This window comes from Bradyrhizobium sp. AUGA SZCCT0283 (assembly GCF_018130385.1).
Lineage (GTDB): Bacteria > Pseudomonadota > Alphaproteobacteria > Rhizobiales > Xanthobacteraceae > Bradyrhizobium.
Window position 1 is genome coordinate 23,795 of sequence record NZ_JAFCLU010000019.1, and the last position, 19,413, is coordinate 43,207.

13 protein-coding genes are annotated in these 19,413 nt (G+C 64.8%); 7 read left to right on the forward strand and 6 right to left on the reverse strand.

The window, feature by feature from the left end:
* Positions 1-550 precede the first annotated feature (550 nt).
* The 3 genes from glmS (at position 551) to JQ624_RS24060 (ending at position 4,408) form a co-directional block, all read left to right on the forward strand.
* Positions 551-2,377 carry a glutamine--fructose-6-phosphate transaminase (isomerizing) gene (gene glmS, locus JQ624_RS24050; RefSeq protein WP_212421392.1) on the forward strand — a complete coding sequence of 609 codons (1,827 nt, stop codon included), beginning with the start codon at positions 551-553 and terminating at the stop codon, positions 2,375-2,377.
* A 145-nt stretch (positions 2,378-2,522) separates the two neighbouring features.
* Positions 2,523-3,308, forward strand: coding sequence for a DUF502 domain-containing protein (locus JQ624_RS24055; protein WP_212421393.1), 786 nt, complete (start codon positions 2,523-2,525; stop codon positions 3,306-3,308).
* Between the two features lie 116 nt (positions 3,309-3,424).
* Entirely contained in the window at positions 3,425-4,408 is a 984-nt protein-coding gene (locus JQ624_RS24060; protein ID WP_212421394.1) for a dihydrodipicolinate synthase family protein, read from the forward strand.
* On the opposite strand, the gene recG is transcribed toward JQ624_RS24060, so the two are convergent.
* The gene (gene recG, locus JQ624_RS24065) at positions 4,360-6,468 is read right to left on the reverse strand and encodes an ATP-dependent DNA helicase RecG (protein WP_212421395.1); all 2,109 of its coding nucleotides are present in this window, start codon (positions 6,466-6,468) and stop codon (positions 4,360-4,362) included. The genes JQ624_RS24060 and recG overlap by 49 nt on opposite strands.
* A 257-nt stretch (positions 6,469-6,725) precedes the next feature.
* Here recG and JQ624_RS24070 point away from each other — a divergent pair, with 257 nt between their 5' ends.
* Both JQ624_RS24070 and mfd read left to right on the forward strand, forming a co-directional pair.
* The gene (locus JQ624_RS24070) at positions 6,726-7,016 is read left to right on the forward strand and encodes a succinate dehydrogenase assembly factor 2 (RefSeq protein ID WP_212421396.1); all 291 of its coding nucleotides are present in this window, start codon (positions 6,726-6,728) and stop codon (positions 7,014-7,016) included.
* Entirely contained in the window at positions 7,013-10,531 is a 3,519-nt protein-coding gene (gene mfd, locus JQ624_RS24075) for a transcription-repair coupling factor (RefSeq protein ID WP_212421397.1), read from the forward strand. The genes JQ624_RS24070 and mfd overlap by 4 nt, the downstream gene beginning before the upstream one ends.
* 150 nt (positions 10,532-10,681) lie before the next feature.
* Here mfd and JQ624_RS24080 read toward each other — a convergent pair whose 3' ends face one another.
* The 3 genes from JQ624_RS24080 to JQ624_RS24090 all read right to left on the reverse strand — a co-directional run bounded on the left by JQ624_RS24080 (position 10,682) and on the right by JQ624_RS24090 (position 15,406).
* On the reverse strand, positions 10,682-11,938 hold the full coding sequence (locus tag JQ624_RS24080) for a GGDEF domain-containing protein (RefSeq protein WP_212421398.1): 1,257 nt from the start codon (positions 11,936-11,938) through the stop codon (positions 10,682-10,684).
* 90 nt (positions 11,939-12,028) lie between these two features.
* Positions 12,029-13,534, reverse strand: a complete 1,506-nt coding sequence (locus tag JQ624_RS24085) for a class I adenylate-forming enzyme family protein (RefSeq protein WP_212421399.1) — start codon at positions 13,532-13,534, stop codon at positions 12,029-12,031.
* A 45-nt stretch (positions 13,535-13,579) separates the two neighbouring features.
* Positions 13,580-15,406: an extracellular solute-binding protein gene (locus JQ624_RS24090; RefSeq protein ID WP_212421400.1), complete on the reverse strand. Its 1,827-nt coding sequence runs from the start codon at positions 15,404-15,406 to the stop codon at positions 13,580-13,582.
* Positions 15,407-15,666: 260 nt separating this feature from the next.
* Here JQ624_RS24090 and JQ624_RS24095 point away from each other — a divergent pair, with 260 nt between their 5' ends.
* Positions 15,667-16,494, forward strand: a complete 828-nt coding sequence (locus tag JQ624_RS24095) for an invasion associated locus B family protein (RefSeq protein ID WP_212421401.1) — start codon at positions 15,667-15,669, stop codon at positions 16,492-16,494.
* A gap of 78 nt (positions 16,495-16,572) precedes the next feature.
* Here the strand turns inward: JQ624_RS24095 and hspQ are convergent, their stop codons facing one another.
* On the reverse strand, positions 16,573-16,905 hold the full coding sequence (gene hspQ / locus JQ624_RS24100) for a heat shock protein HspQ (protein WP_212421402.1): 333 nt from the start codon (positions 16,903-16,905) through the stop codon (positions 16,573-16,575).
* Between the two features lie 123 nt (positions 16,906-17,028).
* Here hspQ and JQ624_RS24105 point away from each other — a divergent pair, with 123 nt between their 5' ends.
* Entirely contained in the window at positions 17,029-17,982 is a 954-nt protein-coding gene (locus tag JQ624_RS24105; RefSeq protein WP_212421403.1) for an AEC family transporter, read from the forward strand.
* Positions 17,983-18,138: 156 nt separating this feature from the next.
* Here the strand turns inward: JQ624_RS24105 and JQ624_RS24110 are convergent, their stop codons facing one another.
* On the reverse strand, positions 18,139-19,329 hold the full coding sequence (locus tag JQ624_RS24110; RefSeq protein ID WP_212421404.1) for a UbiH/UbiF family hydroxylase: 1,191 nt from the start codon (positions 19,327-19,329) through the stop codon (positions 18,139-18,141).
* Positions 19,330-19,413 lie beyond the last annotated feature (84 nt).

The window sequence follows — 19,413 nt, forward strand, 5'->3', positions numbered from 1 at the left end:
CAAATCTCAATCCGCTGGTGACGGTGACAAGAGGAATTCGTCGCCGGGGAGAGCGCGAAGTAAGCCGTAAAGCCATTGCGCAGGGAATGCCGGATTGCCTCCGCTGAACCTGTATGCTCGTGTGCGTTTCCTTCTACCCATTGCACGCGAGACCGCGGGTGCAGCGCGCATCCGGCATTCCCTGCTCCCTCTCTTTGGGGAGAACCAAGGCCAAAGCTCGGGCAGGTCATGCCGCGAGATCGCGGAGCTGTATCTGCAGGCCTCGCGGGAAAAGGGCCATTTGACCCTCATCCTGAGGAGCCCGCGGAGCGGGCGTCTCGAAGGATGCAGGCCACAGACGGGGCCTCATGGTTCGAGACGCGCTACGCGCTCCTCACCATGAGGAACTGGTGACCCAGTAAGACTAATACCCGGTTTGGCTACCCATTAAGCTTTCCGCTTAAGACTGTCTCAATCCGCAATAATTATTGAGTATCTGTAAGATAGCGAATTTCGTTAAGAGATTAGCGGGTTGCGACGCTACTGTCGTCGATTTGGGGTATTGAACCGCATGTGCGGCATTGTCGGCATTCTTGGGAAAGCTCCGGTCGCGGAGCAGCTGGTGGATTCACTCAAGCGGCTTGAATATCGCGGCTATGATTCCGCAGGCGTCGCCACGCTGGAAGGCGGTCACCTCGCGCGCCGCCGCGCCGAGGGCAAGCTGAAGAACCTCGAAAAGCGGCTGGATGCCGAACCGCTCCAGGGCCACACCGGGATCGGGCACACCCGCTGGGCAACCCACGGCAAGCCGACCGAGAACAACGCGCATCCGCATGCGACCGATCGCGTCGCCGTGGTTCACAACGGCATCATCGAGAACTTTCGCGAGTTGCGCGAGGCGCTGGAGAAAAAGGGGACGGTGTTCAAGACCGAAACCGATACCGAGATCGTTCTGCACCTGGTCGACAATTTGCTGCAGCAGGGCATCAAGCCGGTCGAGGCGGTGAGGGCGGCGCTGTCGGAATTGCGCGGCGCGTTCGCGCTCGGGTTCATCTTCGCCGGCGACGACGATTTGATGATCGGCGCCCGCAACGGCCCGCCGCTGGCGATCGGTCACGGCGATGGCGAAATGTATCTGGGGTCGGACGCGATTGCGCTAGGTCCCTTCACCGATACGATCAGCTATCTCGAGGACGGCGACTGGGTGGTGCTGACGCACAAGGGCGCTGTCATCTACGACAAGAACAACGCGATCGTGCACCGCGAGGCGGTCAAGCACTCGGCCTCGACCTCGCTGGTCGACAAGGCGAACTACCGCCACTTCATGGCCAAGGAAATTCACGAGCAGCCGGAAGTGGTCGGGCATACCCTGGCGCGCTACGTCGACATGGCGAGCGACCGCGTCATGCTGCCGGTCAAGCTGCCGTTCGACTTCAAGGATATCCAGCGCATTTCGATCACGGCCTGCGGCACCGCGAGCTATGCCGGCTATGTCGCCAAATACTGGTTCGAGCGGTTCGCGCGCGTGCCGGTCGAAGTCGATGTCGCCTCTGAATTCCGCTACCGCGAGGCGCCCTTGCGCAAGGGCGATCTCGCGATCTTCATTTCGCAGTCCGGCGAGACCGCCGATACGCTGGCCGCGCTGCGCTACGCCAAGGGCGAGGGCGTGCACACTTTGTCTGTCGTGAACGTGCCGACCTCGACGATTGCGCGCGAAAGCGAAACCGTGCTGCAGACGCTCGCCGGCCCCGAGATCGGCGTCGCCTCGACCAAGGCGTTCACCTGCCAGTTGATGGTGCTGGCCTTGCTCGCGGTCGCCGCCGGCAAGGCGCGCGGCGAGTTGTCGGATGAGGATGAAACAAAACTCGTCCACGGCCTCGTCGAGATTCCGCGCCTGATGGCGGCGGCGCTGACATCAGAGCCGCAGATCGAAAAACTGGCGCGCGACATCTCGAAATCGAAGGACGTGCTCTATCTCGGCCGCGGCACCAGCTATCCCTTGGCGCTGGAAGGCGCGCTGAAGCTGAAGGAAATTTCCTACATCCACGCCGAGGGCTATGCCGCCGGCGAACTCAAGCATGGGCCGATCGCGCTGATCGACGAGAACATGCCGGTTGTCGTGATCGCGCCGCACGACCGGGTGTTCGAGAAGACCGTCTCCAACATGCAGGAAGTGGCGGCCCGCGGCGGCAACATCATCCTGATGACCGACGCCAAGGGGGCGGCGGAAGCCACCATCGAATCCCTGGTCACCATCGTGCTGCCCGACATGGCGGCGGCGTTCACCCCGATGGTCTACGCCGTCCCGGTGCAGCTTTTGGCCTATCATACCGCCGTGGTGATGGGCACCGACGTCGATCAGCCGCGAAATCTCGCCAAATCGGTAACGGTCGAATAGTTAAGCCAAACGGCTGTCACGCTGGCTCTTCAAAAACCTGCTAGGATGGTTTAGCTGGCATAGGCGCGATCAGCAAAAGTGGACCCCGGTTTTGCGTCCGATCGCGCCCAAATGTCGAGTCCGGCTGACCTGACCTGGAACCCCGATGAACCGCGAAGAACTGCCCCCGATTGAGCCCCCTGAGGAATCCCCCCCGGAACACCCTCGCGGGCTAATGGCCCGTTTCCGGAACTATTTTCTGACCGGACTGATTGTCGCAGGCCCGGTCGCGATCACGCTCTATCTGACCTGGTGGTTCGTGAACTGGGTCGACAATCTGGTCCGCCCGTTCGTGCCGACGGTCTACCGGCCGGAAACCTATCTGCCGTTCAGCGTGCCCGGTTCGGGGCTGGTCGTCGCGGTGGTCGCGCTGACGCTGCTCGGTTTCCTCACCGCCAACCTGATCGGGCGGACGCTGGTCGATCTCGGCGAGCGCCTGCTCGGGCGCATGCCGGTGGTGCGCGCGATCTATCGCGGCCTGAAGCAGGTGTTCGAGACGCTGTTCTCGGGCAAGGGGTCGAGCTTCCGCAAGGTCGGCCTGGTCGAGTTTCCCTCGCCGGGGATGTGGTCGATCGTCCTGATCTCGCAGTCGCCGAGCGTGAACATCGCCAGCCAGCTTCCCGGCGAGGAGGAGCATATCTCGGTTTTCCTGCCCTGCGCGCCGAACCCGACCACGGGTTTCTTCTTCTACGTGCCGAAGAGCAAGATCATCGAAGTCGACATGAGCACCGAAGACGCCGCGACCCTGATCATGTCGGCGGGCGTGGTGCAGCCCGGCTCCGATCCGCAGAAGCGCAACGCCGCAGCATTGGCCGGCATGGCGAACGCGGCGCGCGTCGCCAACTCGGCAGCCGCACTGCAGCCGGCTCCCGCAAAGGTGAAGGTGGAGTAAAGCGGGACGTTTCTCCGCCTTCATTGCGAGCGCAGCGAAGCAATCCATCTCGCGGCATAAAGAAAGAATGGATTGCTTCGCTGCGCTCGCAATGACGGGATAGACAGGCTGAACTTATGACGAAGAAAATCGAGGGAATCATTCCCGTGATGATCACGCCGTTTACGGAAAGCGGCGGGATCGACTATCCGGGTCTCGGCCGGCTGGTGGAATGGTACATCGATCATGGTTCGGACGCGCTGTTTGCGGTCTGCCAGTCCAGCGAGATGCAGTATCTCAGTCTCGACGAACGGGTTGAACTCGCCGCTTTCGTCCGGAAAGCCGCCGCCGGCCGCGTGCCGGTGATCGCTTCCGGCCACATCAGCGAAAGCCTGGAGGACCAGCTTGCCGAACTGACCGCGATTGCCGCGACCGGCGTTGACGGCATGGTGCTCGTCACCAACCGTCTCGATGCCAAAAGGGAAGGCGGCAGCAAGTTCATCGACGATCTGAGCTGGCTGCTCGACCGGCTGCCGAAGCACATTCCCCTCGGGCTCTACGAATGCCCGGCGCCCCATCGCCGGCTGCTGACCGACGACGAACTGACGTTCTGCGCGGGCACCGGCCGCTTCGTCATCCTCAAGGACGTATCCTGCGACCTCGAAACGGTAAAGCGCCGGGTGGCGCTGACCAGGGGCACGCCGCTTGCCATCGTCAACGCCAATGCGGCGATTGCCTATGCTGCGATGAAGGCCGGCTCGCGCGGCTTTACCGGCGTGTTCACGAACTTTCATCCCGATCTCTACAAGTGGCTGATGACGGAGCATGCCAGCCATCCGGCACTGGCGGACGAACTCTCGGTCTACCTCGCACTGTCCGCGATGGCCGAGCCGATGGGCTATCCGAAGCTCGCAAAGCTCTACCACCAGCGTCTTGGCACGTTCTCTTGTACCGACAGCCGTGCCGTCATCTTCGATATCCACGAAAAATTCTGGGCGCTGGAGGCGTTGCTGGACAAGATCGTCGAGGGCACCGAGCACTACCGGCGCCGCGTTGCTTACACTCGGGCGAGTTATCCCGCACCGATCAGCGGCACGGCTTCGTCGCGTTCATATAGATAAAGCAGGCAGCGCAGCGCCTCGCCGCGCTCGCCCTTGAGCTTTGGATTGTCCTTCATGATACGCAGCGCCTCGTCGCGGGCCTGCGTGATCAGTTGCGCGTGGACGTCGGAGCGGGCGATGCGATAGCCGGGCAGGCCGCTCTGGCGGATGCCGAGCACGTCGCCTTCGCCGCGCAGTTTCAGATCCTCCTCGGCAATTCGAAAACCATCGGTGGTCTCGCGGATCACCTTCAGCCGCGCCTTCGACATCTCGCCGAGCGGCTCCTTGTAGAGCAGCAGGCAGGTAGATGCCTCCGAGCCGCGCCCGATCCGGCCGCGCAACTGGTGCAATTGCGCGAGCCCGAAGCGCTCGGCGTTCTCGATCACCATGATGGTCGCGGCCGGAACGTCGACGCCGACCTCGACCACCGTGGTCGCGACCAGCAGCCCGATCTCGTGGGCGGCGAATTGCGCCATCACGCGGTCCTTCTCCGTGCCCTTCATCTGCCCGTGGACGAGACCAACCTTGTCGCCGAAGCGTTGCCGCAGCTTTTCAAACCGTTCCGTCGCGTTGGTGAGGTGCTCGGTGCCTTCGGCTTCCGATTCCTCCACCAGCGGGCAGATCCAGTAGACCAGCTTGCCGGCCTGCAGCGCGCGGCCGACGCCATCGGTCACCTCGTCGAGGCGGCTCATCGATATGGTGCGGGTTTCGATCGGCTGGCGGCCGGCCGGTTTTTCGCGCAGCTCGGAGACGTCCATGTCGCCGAAATAGGTGAGCACCAGCGTGCGGGGGATCGGCGTTGCGCTCAGCACCAGCACGTCAACCGCTTCGCCCTTGTTGGTGAGCGCGAGCCGTTCGCGCACGCCGAAGCGATGCTGCTCGTCGACCACGGCGAGCGCCAGCGCCTTGAAGATCACGTCGTCCTGGATCAGCGCATGGGTGCCGACCAGGAAGTCGACCTCGCCCGCTTCCAGCCGGCCTAAGATTTCGCGCCGCTCCTTGCCCTTCTCGCGGCCCGTCAGGATCGCCACGCGCAGGCCGGCGCGTTCGGCCAGCGGCGCGATGGTCTTGATATGCTGGCGGGCGAGGATTTCGGTCGGCGCCATCAGCGCAGCCTGCTTGCCGGCCTCGACGACCGCAGCGGCGGCGAGCAGGGCCACGACCGTCTTGCCGGAGCCGACGTCGCCCTGCAGCAGCCGCAGCATCCTAACCGGCTGGCGCAGATCCTCGGCGATGGCGGCGACCGCCTCGCGCTGCGAGGATGTGAGCGCGTAAGGAAGGGCGTCGATGATCTTGTGGCGCAGGTGGCCGTCGCCGGCATTGCGGTCGCCGGCCGGACGCCGCAACTGCGCGCGCACCAGCGCCAGCGCCAGTTGGCCGGCCAAGAGTTCGTCGAAGGCAAGGCGCGACCAGAACCGGCCATCGGGCAGGATGTCGGTGAGTTCGAGCGGCACATGCACGCGGTTCAGCGCTTGGCTGATCGGCGGAAAGCTGCAGCGGCGAATGACTTCCGGGCTGATCCACTCCGGTAATTCCGGCAGCTTTTGCAGCGCCTGCGCGATCGCGCGGCGCAGTGAGCCCAAAGCGAGGCCTTCCGTGAGGGGATAGACCGGGTCGATGCCGCTGAGTTTTGCAAATCCGGCCTCGTCCACGACGCGGTCGGGATGCACGATCTGCGGGATGCCGTCATACATCTGCAGTGTGCCGGACACGTAGCGCTTCTCGCCGACCGGCAGCAGCTTTTCGACATAGCCGGGCTTGGCGCGGAAAAACGTCAGCACCACGTCACCGGTATCGTCCGAGGCATAGACGAGATAGGGCGCGCGGGAATTGCGCGGTGGCGGCGGCCGGTGGCGGTCCACGGTGACTTCCAGCGTCACCACGGTTCCCTGGACCGCCTCGCGAATCTTCGGCCGGGCCCGGCGGTCGATCACGCTGGCCGGCAGGTGTAGCAGCAGATCGACCAGCCGCGGCGTCTCATCGCGCCCCAGCAGATAGCGCAGCAATTTGTCCTGCTTTGGCCCGACGCCGGGAAGGCTCGTGACCAGCGCAAACAGCGGATTGAGCAGGGTGGGACGCATCGGGAGACTTAAATCCGTTTTCGGTCGTCATGCCCGGGCTTGTCCCGGGCATCCACGCCTTTTTTATCCCGTATTGAGGTCAAGACGTGGATGGCCGGGCATAGGCGAGCGGAAGCGACACCGTCCTTCGGACGGCTGTGCCCGGCCATGACGAGCATTTGCGCAGACAACAAGGGCTGACATTCGTCATTCCCGCCGCTATATCAACCCCGCCCGGCATCACGTCCGGGCTTTTGGCGTTGGATGGGATTGCCACAATGACGGGTACGACACGATCAAGCGGTGGCCTCGACGACCGCCGCAAGCGGCTTTTGTTCCGCTGCTGGCATCGCGGTACCCGCGAGATGGATCTCATCCTCGGCCGCTTTGCGGATGCCGAGATATCGGGCTTGAGCGATGACGAGCTGTCGGACCTCGAACGCCTGATCGAGGTGCCCGATCCCGATCTCTATGCCGCCCTGATCGGCGACACGCCGCTTGCGCCGGAATATGCCGGCCTGCTGTTTGACCGCATCAAGGCGTTTCGCGCCGTGGATCACGACGCATGAAGGCGCCTGTCAAATCGCCTGCCGCGCTGCTGGCCCCCGGCCGTGCGCTGACCTTTGCCAACGTTGCCGAAGGCGCCGAGGGGCTGGTCGTATCCGATCTTGCCCGCGCGGTGGCGGCACGACCAAAACCGCCGGCGGTGAGCCTTGCCGTGGTCTGCCGCGACGGTCCGCGCATGCAGCAGCTGGCGCGGGCGCTGGAATTCTTTGCCCCCGATTTGCCCGTGATGCAGTTTCCGGCCTGGGACTGCCAGCCCTATGACCGGGTGTCGCCGCATGGCGGCATCCTGGCGCAGCGCCTGACCACGCTGGCGCGGCTGTCGCGCCTGCAGGGCAGTGACAAGCCGCTGATCGTGCTCACCACCGTCAACGCCATCGTGCAGCGCGTGCCGGCCCGCGAGGTGGTGGCGGCGCAGGCGCTGTCGGTGGCGCCCGGCCATGTCGTGCCGATGGACTCGATCGTGGCCTGGCTGGAGCACAATGGCTACAACCGCTCGTCGACCGTGCGCGAACCCGGCGAATACGCCGTGCGCGGCGGTATCCTCGATCTGTTTCCGGCCGGTCTCGACCAGCCCGTGCGGTTCGACTTCTTCGGCGACTCTCTTGAATCGATCCGCACTTTCGACGCGGAAACCCAGCGCACGCTGCTCGACATGCGCGCGCTCGATCTGGTTCCGGTCTCGGAATTCCAGCTCGTCACCGAAACCATCCGCCGCTTTCGCATGGGCTATGTCGCGACCTTCGGCGCGCCGCAGCGCGACGATCTGCTCTATGAAGCCGTTAGCGAAGGCCGCCGCCATCCCGGCATGGAGCATTGGCTGCCGCTGTTCCAGGAGCGGATGGATACACTGTTCGACTACCTCGACGGCGCGCCGGTTGTGATCGAGCCGCAGGGCGAGGATGCCGCCCGCGAACGGTTCAAGCAGATCGCGGACTATTACGAGGCGAGGCGCGAGGCGCTGGAACATCCGGGCGGTGGCGCGATCTACAAGCCGTTGCCGCCGGATCGGCTCTATCTCACTGAACAGGAATGGACGGCGCGGCTCAACGAAACTGCTTTGGCACGGCTCACGCCATTTGCGGTCCCCGACGGGGGCGGGGACGTGTTCGACGCCGGCGCGCGGCAGGGCCGCAATTTCACGCCCGAGCGCGCCGACGGTTCGGTCAACGTGTTCGAAGCCGTGGTGGCGCACGTGCTGGCGTTGCAGGCGCAACGCAAGAAGGTGGTGATCACGCTGTGGAGCGAAGGCTCCCGCGACCGCATGGGCAGCATGCTGCGCGACCACAAGCTCGCCAATCTCACCAGCGTCAACGCCTGGCGCACGGTACAGGCGACGCCGCGTAACGAGGCCATGCTGGCGGTTGTCGGCATGGAGAGCGGTTTCGAGACCGACGAATTCGCCGTCATCAGCGAACAGGATATCCTCGGCGACCGCCTGGTGCGGCCGCGCAAATCGAGCCGCAAGCTCGATAACTTCATCTCTGAGGTCACGAGCCTCGCGACCGGCGATCTCGTCGTCCATGTCGAGCACGGCATCGGACGCTTTGTCGGATTGCAGACCATCGAGGTCGGCGGCGCGCCGCATGACTGTCTCGAATTGCATTATGCCGCCGAAACAAAACTGTTCCTGCCGGTCGAGAACATCGAACTGCTGTCGCGCTACGGCTCCGATCACGCCAATGTCGAGCTCGACCGGCTGGGCGGCGGCGGCTGGCAGGCGCGCAAGGCGAAGCTCAAGAACCGCATCCGCGAGATTGCCGGCGAGCTGATCAAGATCGCGGCCGAGCGGCACCTGCACGAAGCGCCGAAAATGCCGGTGCAGCCGCATGTCTATGACGAGTTCTGCGCGCGCTTCCCCTATGAGGAGACTGAGGACCAGTTAGGAGCCATCACGTCGACGCTGAAGGACCTCGAAAGCGGCCGGCCCATGGACCGGCTGATCTGCGGCGACGTCGGCTTCGGCAAGACCGAGGTGGCGCTGCGCGCGGCGTTTGCGGTCGCGCTCGACGGCAAGCAGGTCGCCGTCGTGGTGCCGACCACGCTGCTGGCACGGCAGCACAGCAAGAATTTTGCCGAACGTTTTCGCGGGTTTCCCGTCAATGTCGCGCAAGCCTCCCGCCTGATCCCGGCCAAGGAGCTGACGCAGGTCAAGAAGGGGCTCGCCGAAGGGAATGTCGACATCGTGGTCGGCACCCACGCGCTGCTCGGCAAGTCGATCAAGTTCAGGGATCTGGGGCTTCTGATCGTCGACGAGGAACAGCATTTTGGCGTCAGCCACAAGGAACGGCTGAAGCAACTTCGTGCCCAGGTGCATGTGCTGACGCTGAGCGCCACGCCGATCCCGCGTACGCTGCAGTTGGCGCTGACCGGCGTACGCGATCTCTCGATCATCGCTTCGCCCCCGGTCGATCGCCTCGCGGTGCGCACCTTCGTGGCGCCGCATGATCCGCTGATGATCCGTGAGGCGCTGCTGCGCGAACGCTACCGCGGCGGGCAGGCGTTCTACGTCGTGCCGCGGATCGAGGACCTCGCCGGCGTCAAGGATTTTCTCGACAAGAACGTGCCGGAGATGAAGGTCGCCGTCGCCCACGGCCAGATGCCACCGACCGTGATCGAAGACATCATGTCGGCGTTCTATGACGGCAAATACGACATCCTGCTCTCGACCACGATCATTGAGTCCGGCCTCGATATTCCCACCGCCAACACGCTGATCGTGCACCGCGCCGACATGTTCGGGCTGGCGCAGCTCTATCAGTTGCGCGGCCGGGTGGGGCGCTCAAAACTGCGGGCGTATGCGCTGTTCACGCTGCCGGCGCAGCAGAAGATCACCGCCCAGGCCGAGCGGCGGCTGAAGGTGCTGCAGTCGCTGGAAACGCTGGGCGCGGGCTTCCAGCTCGCCTCGCACGACCTCGACATCCGTGGCGCCGGCAATCTGCTCGGCGAAGAGCAGTCCGGCCATATCAAGGAAGTCGGCTTCGAGCTCTATCAATCGATGCTGGAGGAGGCGATCCTCAACCTCAAGGCCGGCGTGGCGGAGCCTGCCGCCGATCGCTGGTCGCCGCAGATCACCATCGGCATGCCGGTGCTGATCCCCGAGGATTACGTCAACGACCTCGCGGTGCGGCTGTCGCTGTACCGGCGGCTCGCCGATCTCGAGACCGACGAGGAGATCGACAATTTCGCCGCCGAAATGCGCGACCGCTTCGGCGTGCTGCCGGACGAAGTCCGATACCTCTTCAAGGTCGCGGCCATCAAGGCCTATTGCCGCAGAGCCAATGTCGAGAAGGTCGATGCCGGACCGAAGGGCGCGGTCATCACCTTCCGCGAGAACAAGTTCGCGCAGCCGGACCGGCTGGTGTTCTTCATCCGCCAGCATGGCCAGGCCGCCAAGGTGCGGCCCGACATGAAGGTGGTGTTCCTGCAGACATGGAAGACGCCGGAAGAGCGTCTGATGGGCACGACCGAGATCTTGCGGCAACTCGCCAATCTCGCGGAGAGCAAAAAGGCGGCGTAGCGCAGTTCTATCCACGTCATTGCCTGCGACAAACGCGAAGCGTTTGCGCAAGGGAGCGAAGCGACGAAGCAATCCATTCTTCCTCACGGGCGGAGGGATGGATTGCTTCGCTACGCTCGCAATGACGGGATAATTGGCGCCTGGGCCGCTTCACGACGCCGCGCGATGCGCCACTTCCTCGAGCCGCGACCGCAATGACTTTGCGGAATCGTTCGGCAGCAGCGTTGCGACCGTGACGGCCGGCTCCGATCGCGTGTCGCGTTGGCCGTGGCTGGTATGGCGCATCACGCTCGACAGTCGCCGCGCTACGGTGTGCGCCGTCTTCAGGTCGGTTTCGGCAAAGACCACGACGACCGAGCCGTCTTCCTCGGCGACACCGAAATCCATTCGCCGCATCAGGCGGCTGATGATCCGCGCGCCGTCGAACTGGGCGCGCGGATGTTCGGGATCGAACGCAAAGCGTGCGACCGACAATCCGCCGCCGCGTTGCTGCGTCTGGTAGATGGCGCTGGCAAAGTCGCGCTCGAAGGCTTCCCGGGTGAGCAGGCCGGTCCGCGCGTCGATCAGGCCGTCGGCGTCGATGGCCTTCAGCGTCCGGCTCAGATGCGCTTCGAAGGCATGCTGGCGAACCAGCGGCAGCACCGTCGCGACCACCTGGCCGGCGTCGTCGGAGACGACCTCGAGGTTCGGCAGATCGTAGGCCGGCGCCAGATCGCCTGCCGTCACGACGACGGGAAGGTTGCGGAAACGGGCGTCCTCCGTCAGCACGGTGAGGAAGGCGTCGATCACGCGCGGGCTGAAGCCTTCGCCGAGCACGATGCCGTCGATGTCCCTGACGTTGAGATGCTTCGCAGCCGCCTCGATCGAGAGCGCGCCGACCACGCCGGTGCGCTCGCCAAGCGCGACCGACAATGTCGGATAGGCGCCGCCGCGGCCGATCAGCAGCACGGTAGCGTCGCGCGCCGGATCGACATGCGACAGCGCTATCGGCGTTGCCGGCACCACCCGGCGCATCACGGTCGCATGCAACGAGCGTACGCGCAGCGCGGCACGCAGGCGGGCCGCCAGGCGGTCGGAGCCGTCTTGGGTTTGCGAGGTTTGGGTTTGCGAGATTTGGCCCTGAAAGAAGGGAATGACGTTGTCCGGATGCGGGACACGCGGGTCCACCGCGATCAGCGGCAGATAAGGCTGGCGTGCCGCAACCCGCGCTGCCAGTTCCGCCAGCCCGGCGGCATCGGCGTCGGCGGTTGCAGCCAGCACGGCGGCCGGTTGCACCTGTTCGACGGCCCGCACCGCGTCCGCCCACTCGGTCTCGACCACCGGAAACAGCCTCGCGAGGTCGAGCGTGGCGGCAAAGGACGGCCGTCTCGCGGTCGAGACGACGAGGATCGGACCTTGCTGGGACATCTTTGGAACTCGGGTCAGGCGCGCATCTGGAACCCGCAAACCTAGTTTGAGCCGCTTAATGCGGCGTCAACGCCGGGCTGAAGGAGGCTCTCAGAGCGCGCTGTTCCGATCGCGAAATGCTTCCACCATCAATGGGTTAAGACCGAGTTCTGTCAGCGCGTCCCGGGCGCGCACATTGTCGAGCGCGCGGCCGGCAAGCCGGTGGCCGCTGAGGCGGTCGGGCAATGCGGTCAAGAGCGCGCCCTGGCCGAGCCGCCGCGCCCACTCCTGCAGGTCCTGCGCCAGGAACCGGTAGCCGCCGACGGCCATGACGCCGGACGGCGGCGCGGTGATGTTGATCGCGCCGGTCACGCGGTCGAGCCGCGCCGCGTAATCCGTATCGACATAGTCGCGCGGCGGCGAGGTGATCAGGGTGTCGCTCGGTGGCGGAGGCGGTGCATAGGCCGCGACCGGCACCATCGGCCCGCGCAATCCCAACGTGCCGCGCGGCGTCAGCAGGATCTCGCCCGCGATCGACGATCCCGGCAATTCGCGCGGCGCGCCGTGGGGGCCGGGCTTGATCAGGGCCGGCGAGCCGTCCTCCGCGATCCGGCGCGCGCCGAACAATCCGGCCTCGCCGAACAGATAGACATCCGTCAGCGTCGCCTGTTGCGCGGCCCAGCACGCACTGGAGCCGACCTGTTCCGGCGTGCGCCACAGGCCGATGACATTGCGCAGGCTCGGCATCCGCGCGGTGAGGTCCATTTCGTCCAGCCGCAGCGCCAGTTGAGCCGGTGCAATCAGCGTATCGCAGGCCTGTTCGTTGATCTGTTGTTCCAGCGCCTCCTCGTCGAACGGATGGTGCAGCACCAGCGTTCCGCCCGACAAGAGCCAGACCGCCAGCGACGAGGCGAGGCCGGCAAACGACATCGGCGAGAAGGCCGACAGTATAGTTGCGCCCTGCGGCACGTCGCTTTCGAGCGACATCGCAAGGCCGCCGGCAATCAGGCCGAGATGGGCGCGCGGGACCGGCCGGAAGCCGTCCGCGGTGACGTCGAAGGAAATCAGCGCCGCCTTGCGGCCGTCCTGGATCACGGCGCGCGTGGTCAGGGATTCCCGGAAAATCGCGTTGTCGAGCGAGGCCATGCCTTCGGGCAGGTCGCTGCCGAAGCCGCAGACATGGCGGATCGAGAACGCTTCGGCCGCGGCGTTCATGGCGATGTCCGAATAGATCACGCCGTCGACCTTGCCCGAGGTCACGATCCCCCGCGCGGCGGTGCGGTTGAGCGCCATGGTCAATTCCGATTGCCGCCAGAGCAGCGGCAGCACCGCGACGACGAGGCCGGCACGGAAGGCGGCGAGCACGGTGAGCGCGAATTCGATGGTGTTGGGCAGTTGAACCGCGATGACGGAATTGGACGGCAAGCCGGATTCGATGAAGTGCGCGGCCAGCGACGAGATCATGCGGTCGGCCTGCGCGAAGGTAAGACGCTTTGGCGGCTGGCCGGTGACGCGCTGCTTGTTGAGGGGATCGACCAGCGCCAGCGCATCCGGCTGTCGCGTCAGGTTCCGTTTGAACAACGTGTCGAGCGTTGGCGAAGCGGTGGGCTGGGTCACGGCGTTACTTCGGCTCTGTCACGGGGGTTGCATCACTTTGTGAGTTTACTTCGCTTCTGGCTTCCGCCACCAGGTTTCCGGCAGATAGCCTGTCAGCGCGGTCGCTACGGGCTGTTCTATCCGATTCCAGCGCGCGATCCATTGCTCCTGCACGTTAATAACGGGGATAGCGTAGAAGCCAGATATCAGGGCGCGGTCGAGCGCCCGCACCGCGGAGACGAAGGCCGCCCGCTCGCGCGCCTCGAGCAGCACCGCAATCAGGGCGTCGATAGCGGGCTCCTTCGCCCCCATGTAATTCCGCGTACCGGGAATGTCGGCGGCCTGGCTGCCAAAGTAGAAGGACTGCTCGTTGCCGGGGGACAGCGATTGATCCCAGCGGTTCTGCAGCATGTCGAACTCGTAGCCGAGCCGGCGCTGGTCGAACTGCACGGGATCGACCGCACGCACGCTGGCCTCGATGCCGGCACGCTTGAGGTCGCGCTGATAGGCCAGCGCGATCCGCTCCTGATCGCGCGTCGTCACCAGGATTTCGAAGGTGAAGGGGATTTTGGTCGCGTGCTGCCGCAACACGGCTCCATCGAGCTCGTAACCGGCTTCCGACAGCAATTTGAGCGCGCTGCGCAGCGTCGTGCGGTCGCGCCCCGATCCGTCGGTGACGGGCAGGCGGTAGCTGCCGTCGAGGATATCCGGCCGGATGCGCTCGGCGAACGGCTTCACCAGCTCGCGCTCGCGCTCGTCGGCGGGGCGGCCATAGGCGGACAGTTCGGACCCTGCGAAGAAGCCCGCTGAGCGCGCGTAGAGTCCGAAGAAGTAATTGCGGTTGATCCACTCGAAATCGAACAGCAGCGTCAGCGCCTGCCGCACGCGGATGTCCGAAAACACCGGACGCCGCGTGTTGAACACCAGGAATTCCGACGGCTGCGGCATCCCGGTCTTGATGGTGTCGCGGATTACTTCGCCGCTGCGGGCCGCCGGAAAATCGTAGCCGTCGTGCCAGCGCAGCGGTTCGTACTCGACGCGAAAGTCATAGAGGCCGCGCTTGAACGCCTCGAACTGGCCGTTGGACTCGCGATAGAAGTCGAGCTTGATCTCGTCGAAGTTCCATAGCCCGCGATTTACCGGCATGTCGCGGCCCCAGTAGTCGGGATTGCGGGTCAGCGTGACGCTGGCCCCCGGCTTGACGGCGGTGACGCGATAGGGGCCGGAACCGATCGGTCCAGTCATCGTGGTTTCCTCGAACGTCGCGGGATCGACCGCGTGCCGCGGCAGGACCGGCATCAGGCCGAGGATCAGCGGCAGCTCGCGGTCATTGGCGCCGCCGAAATCGAACCGCACCGTGAGCGGGTCGGGCGCTTCGGCCTTTGCGACCTTGGAATAATACTGGCGGTGATTGGGGCGGCCCCTGTCGCGCAGCAGCTCCCACGAAAACAGGACGTCCTCCGCCGTGACCGGCTTGCCATCGGCGAATCGCGCTCTGGGGTCGAGGTGGAAGGTGACATAGCTGCGCGCGTCATCGGTCTCGATGCTTTTGGCCAGCAAGCCATAGAGCGTGAAGGCCTCGTCATTGCCGCGCGCCATCAGGCTCTCGACCACAAAGCCCCTGATCTGTTGAACGGCGATGCCGCGAACGATCAGGGGATTGAGGCTGTCGAAGGTTCCGAGGATGCCCCAGACCAGCCGCCCGCCCTTCGGCGCATCGGGGTTGGCGTAGGGCATATGCGTGAAGCCGGGCGGAAGGGTCGGTGCGCCGTGCATCGCCAGCGCGTGGCTTTCGGCCGCCTTTGCGTCGCAGACTGGCGCGAGCGGCGCTACACCCAGCGCGAGGGCGACACACGCCAACACACGCAGGCGGATACGCCCGCAGACGGTCATAGGCGGGCAGGGATTTGATTCGAAAATGCGCACTTGAAAGTTTTACCATAGGCTTCGGCATGGACCTTCGGGGAATGCCAAAGATGCTTGTCGGCATTGATCTTTTCGTCTGCCGCTGTATTGAAGGCGGGCAGTTGATGATAGCGGGAACACCTGTCACGTATCCGCCTCAATTGCCAACGAGACAGCCGCCTCAGCGCGGCTAGGTGTCGGTGCCTGTAGCGGTTTCGGGCGCTGCGGTTCAGAAAGGGTTTTCCGCAATGAATTTCCGTATCTTGGCCGGGTCGATCCGGCCGCGTGGGCAGATCTTAGCCCTGTTGGCGGCCTCGGCATTGTCGGCAACGTTGATCGCTTCGGGTGCGCAAGCCCAGCAGCCCGCGCCGGCGCCCGGCGCGCCCAAGGCTGCGCCCGCGCCTGCTGCTCCGAAGGCGGCTCCAGCGGCTCCGAAGGCTGCTCCCAAGGGCCCCGCCGGCGCCCCGGCCGCACAAGCCCCTCCGGCTGGCGCTCCGCCCGCCGCCGCTGCCCAGCCGCCGGAACAGCAGGTCCAGCTGATCTACGCGCCCTGGACCAAGTTCTGCCTCAAGGGGCAGGAAGCCGGCGCCAAGCAGGTTTGCTTCACCGGCAAGGACGGCCGCATCGAGTCCGGCCAGCCTGTCATCGCCGCCGTCATCATCGAGCCGGAAGGCGAGCCGAAGAAGCTGCTGCGCGTGACCCTGCCGCTTGGCATGCAGCTCGTGCACGGAACCCGGATCATCGTCGACAGCAATGCGCCGCTGCAGGGCCCCTACGTCATCTGCTTCCAGAACGGTTGCATGTCCGACTACGAAGCAACCCCCGAGCTGATCGCCAGCCTGAAGAAGGGCCAGAATCTCGTTGTTCAGGCGATCAATTCCAACGGCGCGCCGCTGACGCTGCCACTACCGCTCGCGGGTGAATTCGCCAAGGCCTATGACGGTCCGCCGACCGACCCGAAGGTGTTCGAGGAAAACCAGAAGAAGCTGCAGGAAGAGCTGCAGAAGCGGGCTGAAGAGCAGCGCAAGAAGCTCGAAGGAGCGGGTGGCGGCGGCGCCAATCCGGCGGCGAAGTAAGAGCCGCATCGTTCGACACAACACAAAAGGCGCCCGGGCAGGGCGCCTTTTTTATTGCGGGCAAACGGGCAAAGATGGCTAGTTCAGCGACGGATTGCGCGGGCGATAGCCGCCTGACTTGTCCTTCACGAAGATCTCGGCCACCTGCGAATGCCGGATTGGCTCGTCGGAATCGTCCGGCAGCAGGTTTTGTTCGGAGACATAGGCGACGTATTCGGACTCCGAATTTTCCGCGAGCAGGTGATAGAACGGCTGGTCCTTGTGAGGCCGAACCTCCTCGGGGATCGACAACCACCACTCCTCGGTATTGTTGAATTCCGGATCGATATCGAAAATCACGCCCCGGAATGAAAACACCCGGTGGCGGACAATCTGCCCGATCTGAAATTTGGCGGTGCGCGCTTTGATCATGTCCCGTCGAATAGACCATGATTGTGGCCGATGCTAGGGGCAATAGGACGAATTAACCTTTACGTGTGGTGGCCACGTCCGGCGCCATGCCCCCGAAATTACTGACGAAAAGACGTTTTCGAGATGGTCGATATCCTCAACCTCGCGCTTCCCTATTTCGGCCTGATCTTCATCGGCTTTGCCTGCGGCAAGACCAGGGGGCTGCCGGAAGCCGGTCTCGCCTGGATGAACTTCTTCCTGCTCTACGTTTCTCTGCCGGCGTTGCTGTTCGGCATCATGTCCGAGACGCCGTTTTCCGAACTCAACAACCCGCCATTCCTGATCGCGACCACGCTTGCGACCATGAGCGCGTTCGTGATCGCGATGGTGACGGGCCGCTTCATCGGCGAATTGTCGCTGCGCAAGGCCACCATGGCGGGCCTTGCCGGTGCTTACGGCAATATCGGCTATATGGGACCCGGGCTGGCGCTGGCGGTGCTCGGCAGCAAGGCTGCGGCGCCGACGGCCCTGATCTTCTGCTGCGACAGCATATTCCTGTTCTCGATCGTACCGCTCCTGATCGCACTGACCGATCGCGAGCATCCCTCGATGCTGCACGCCATTGGCGTAGCAGTGCGGCAGATCGCGCTGAACCCGCTGATCATGTCGGCTGTCGCAGGCGCGCTGGCGGCGGCGCTGCATATTCAACTGCCGGTCGCGATCGGCAAGACGCTATTGTTTCTGCAAAATGCGGCCGCGCCGACCGCGCTGTTCGTGCTCGGCGTCACCGTGGCGCTGCGCCCGTTCGATCGCGTGCCCTGGGAAGTGCCGGGCGTGATCGCGATCAAGCTGCTGGTCCATCCGCTCATCGTGTTCGGCTTGATGCTGCTGTTCGGCCCGTTCGCGCAGCCCTGGGCGGCGACCGCCGTCCTGATGGCAGCGCTGCCGCCGGCGCTGAACGTGTTCGTGATCGCCCGGCAGAACAATACCTGGATCGAGCCGGCCTCGGTGGCCGTCCTGATCGGGACCTTCGCCTCCGTGGTCACGCTGACCAGCGTGATGTGGTTCATCCAGAGCGGGCGGCTGGTGTTTCCGTAAGGCGTGCCGCGGGTCGCGAGATACAAAATCTCGAAAACAACCCCATGCAAAGTAGAAAATCACGTCACGGCGCGATGAGCGTAGCCCGCATGAGCGGAGCGATATGCGGGACCGGTCCCCGGGGTCGCTTCGCTCGCCCGGGCTACGGTAGTACGGTCAGCTGACGCGCTTCCAGGTCGGCGCCAGCCCCTCGCGCATCGCGAGCCGCCGCAACGGGCCGAACGAACCAAGCAGGTGCATGCCGGCCGCGCGCAGCGATTGCATGCCCAGGAAATCGCTGAGCAAGGAACGGTTGGCAACATCGATGGCAATCAGCCGGCTCGCGACGTCGGCGCGGCGGGCGGACTGATAACGCGCCAGCACCGCCGGCGATCCCGGATCCTCCCCGAGCGAGATTGCATTGCCTGCGATGTCGGCGATATCGGCCGCATCGCGCAATCCCATGTTGAGGCCCTGGGCGCCGATCGGCGGCACCACATGGGCGGATTCGCCGACCAGTGCGACACGATGACTGGCGAACTGGTCGGGACGCTCGATCGTCAGCGGAAACAGGTTGCGCCCGGCTTCAACCTGGACGCGGCCGAGGATGGAGTGCGACTGCCTTTCCGCAGCCTCCGACAATTCGTCGTCGCCGAGCGACATCAGCCGCTCGGCTTCCCTGGTCGCCGCGACCCACACCACGCTGCAGCGGTTGCCGGGCAGGGGCACGAATACGCACGGACCTTGCGCGGTGTGAAATTCGGTGGAGATGCCGTTGTGGGACCGCGAATGGGTGATGTTGAACGTCAGCGCCGACTGATGCAGGTCGCGGCGGCTTATCCCGATTCCGGCCGCCTCGCGGGACGGCGATTGCCGCCCGTCGGCGCCGATCACCAGCCGCGCGGCAAGCTGCTCGCCCTTGCTGGTATGGATGATGACGGTTGCATCCTGCGGGTCGATCGTGGCCGCCTCATCGTCAAATCGGGTCAGGTTCGAAAGCCCGGCGGCGCGCTCTTCGAGGGCGACCATCAGCGAGCGGTTGTCGATGTTGTAGCCGAACTGTTCGAGACCGATCTCGTCCGAGGTGAAGCGCACCTCGGGCGCGCGGATCAGCCGGCCGGTGTCGTCGACGAGGCGCATGGTCCGCAAGGCGGCGGCCTTGTCCTGGCAGCGGGACCAGACGTCCAGACGTTCGAGCAGATCGGTGGAAGCCCCCAACAGCGCCGTGGTGCGGTTGTCGGCATAGGGGACGCGGCGGGCGAGCAGGGCGGTTCTCGCGCCGGTTGCGGCCAGCGCGATGGCCGCGGTCAACCCCGCCGGACCGCCACCGATCACGGCGGCGTCATAAACTTGCGATGCATTATTCATACTGGGACAATTGACGTTCGGACCGGCATTTTCAAGCCATCAACTGGCCGAAATGTTTCCGCCCAATCGCGCGGCGGAACGCCG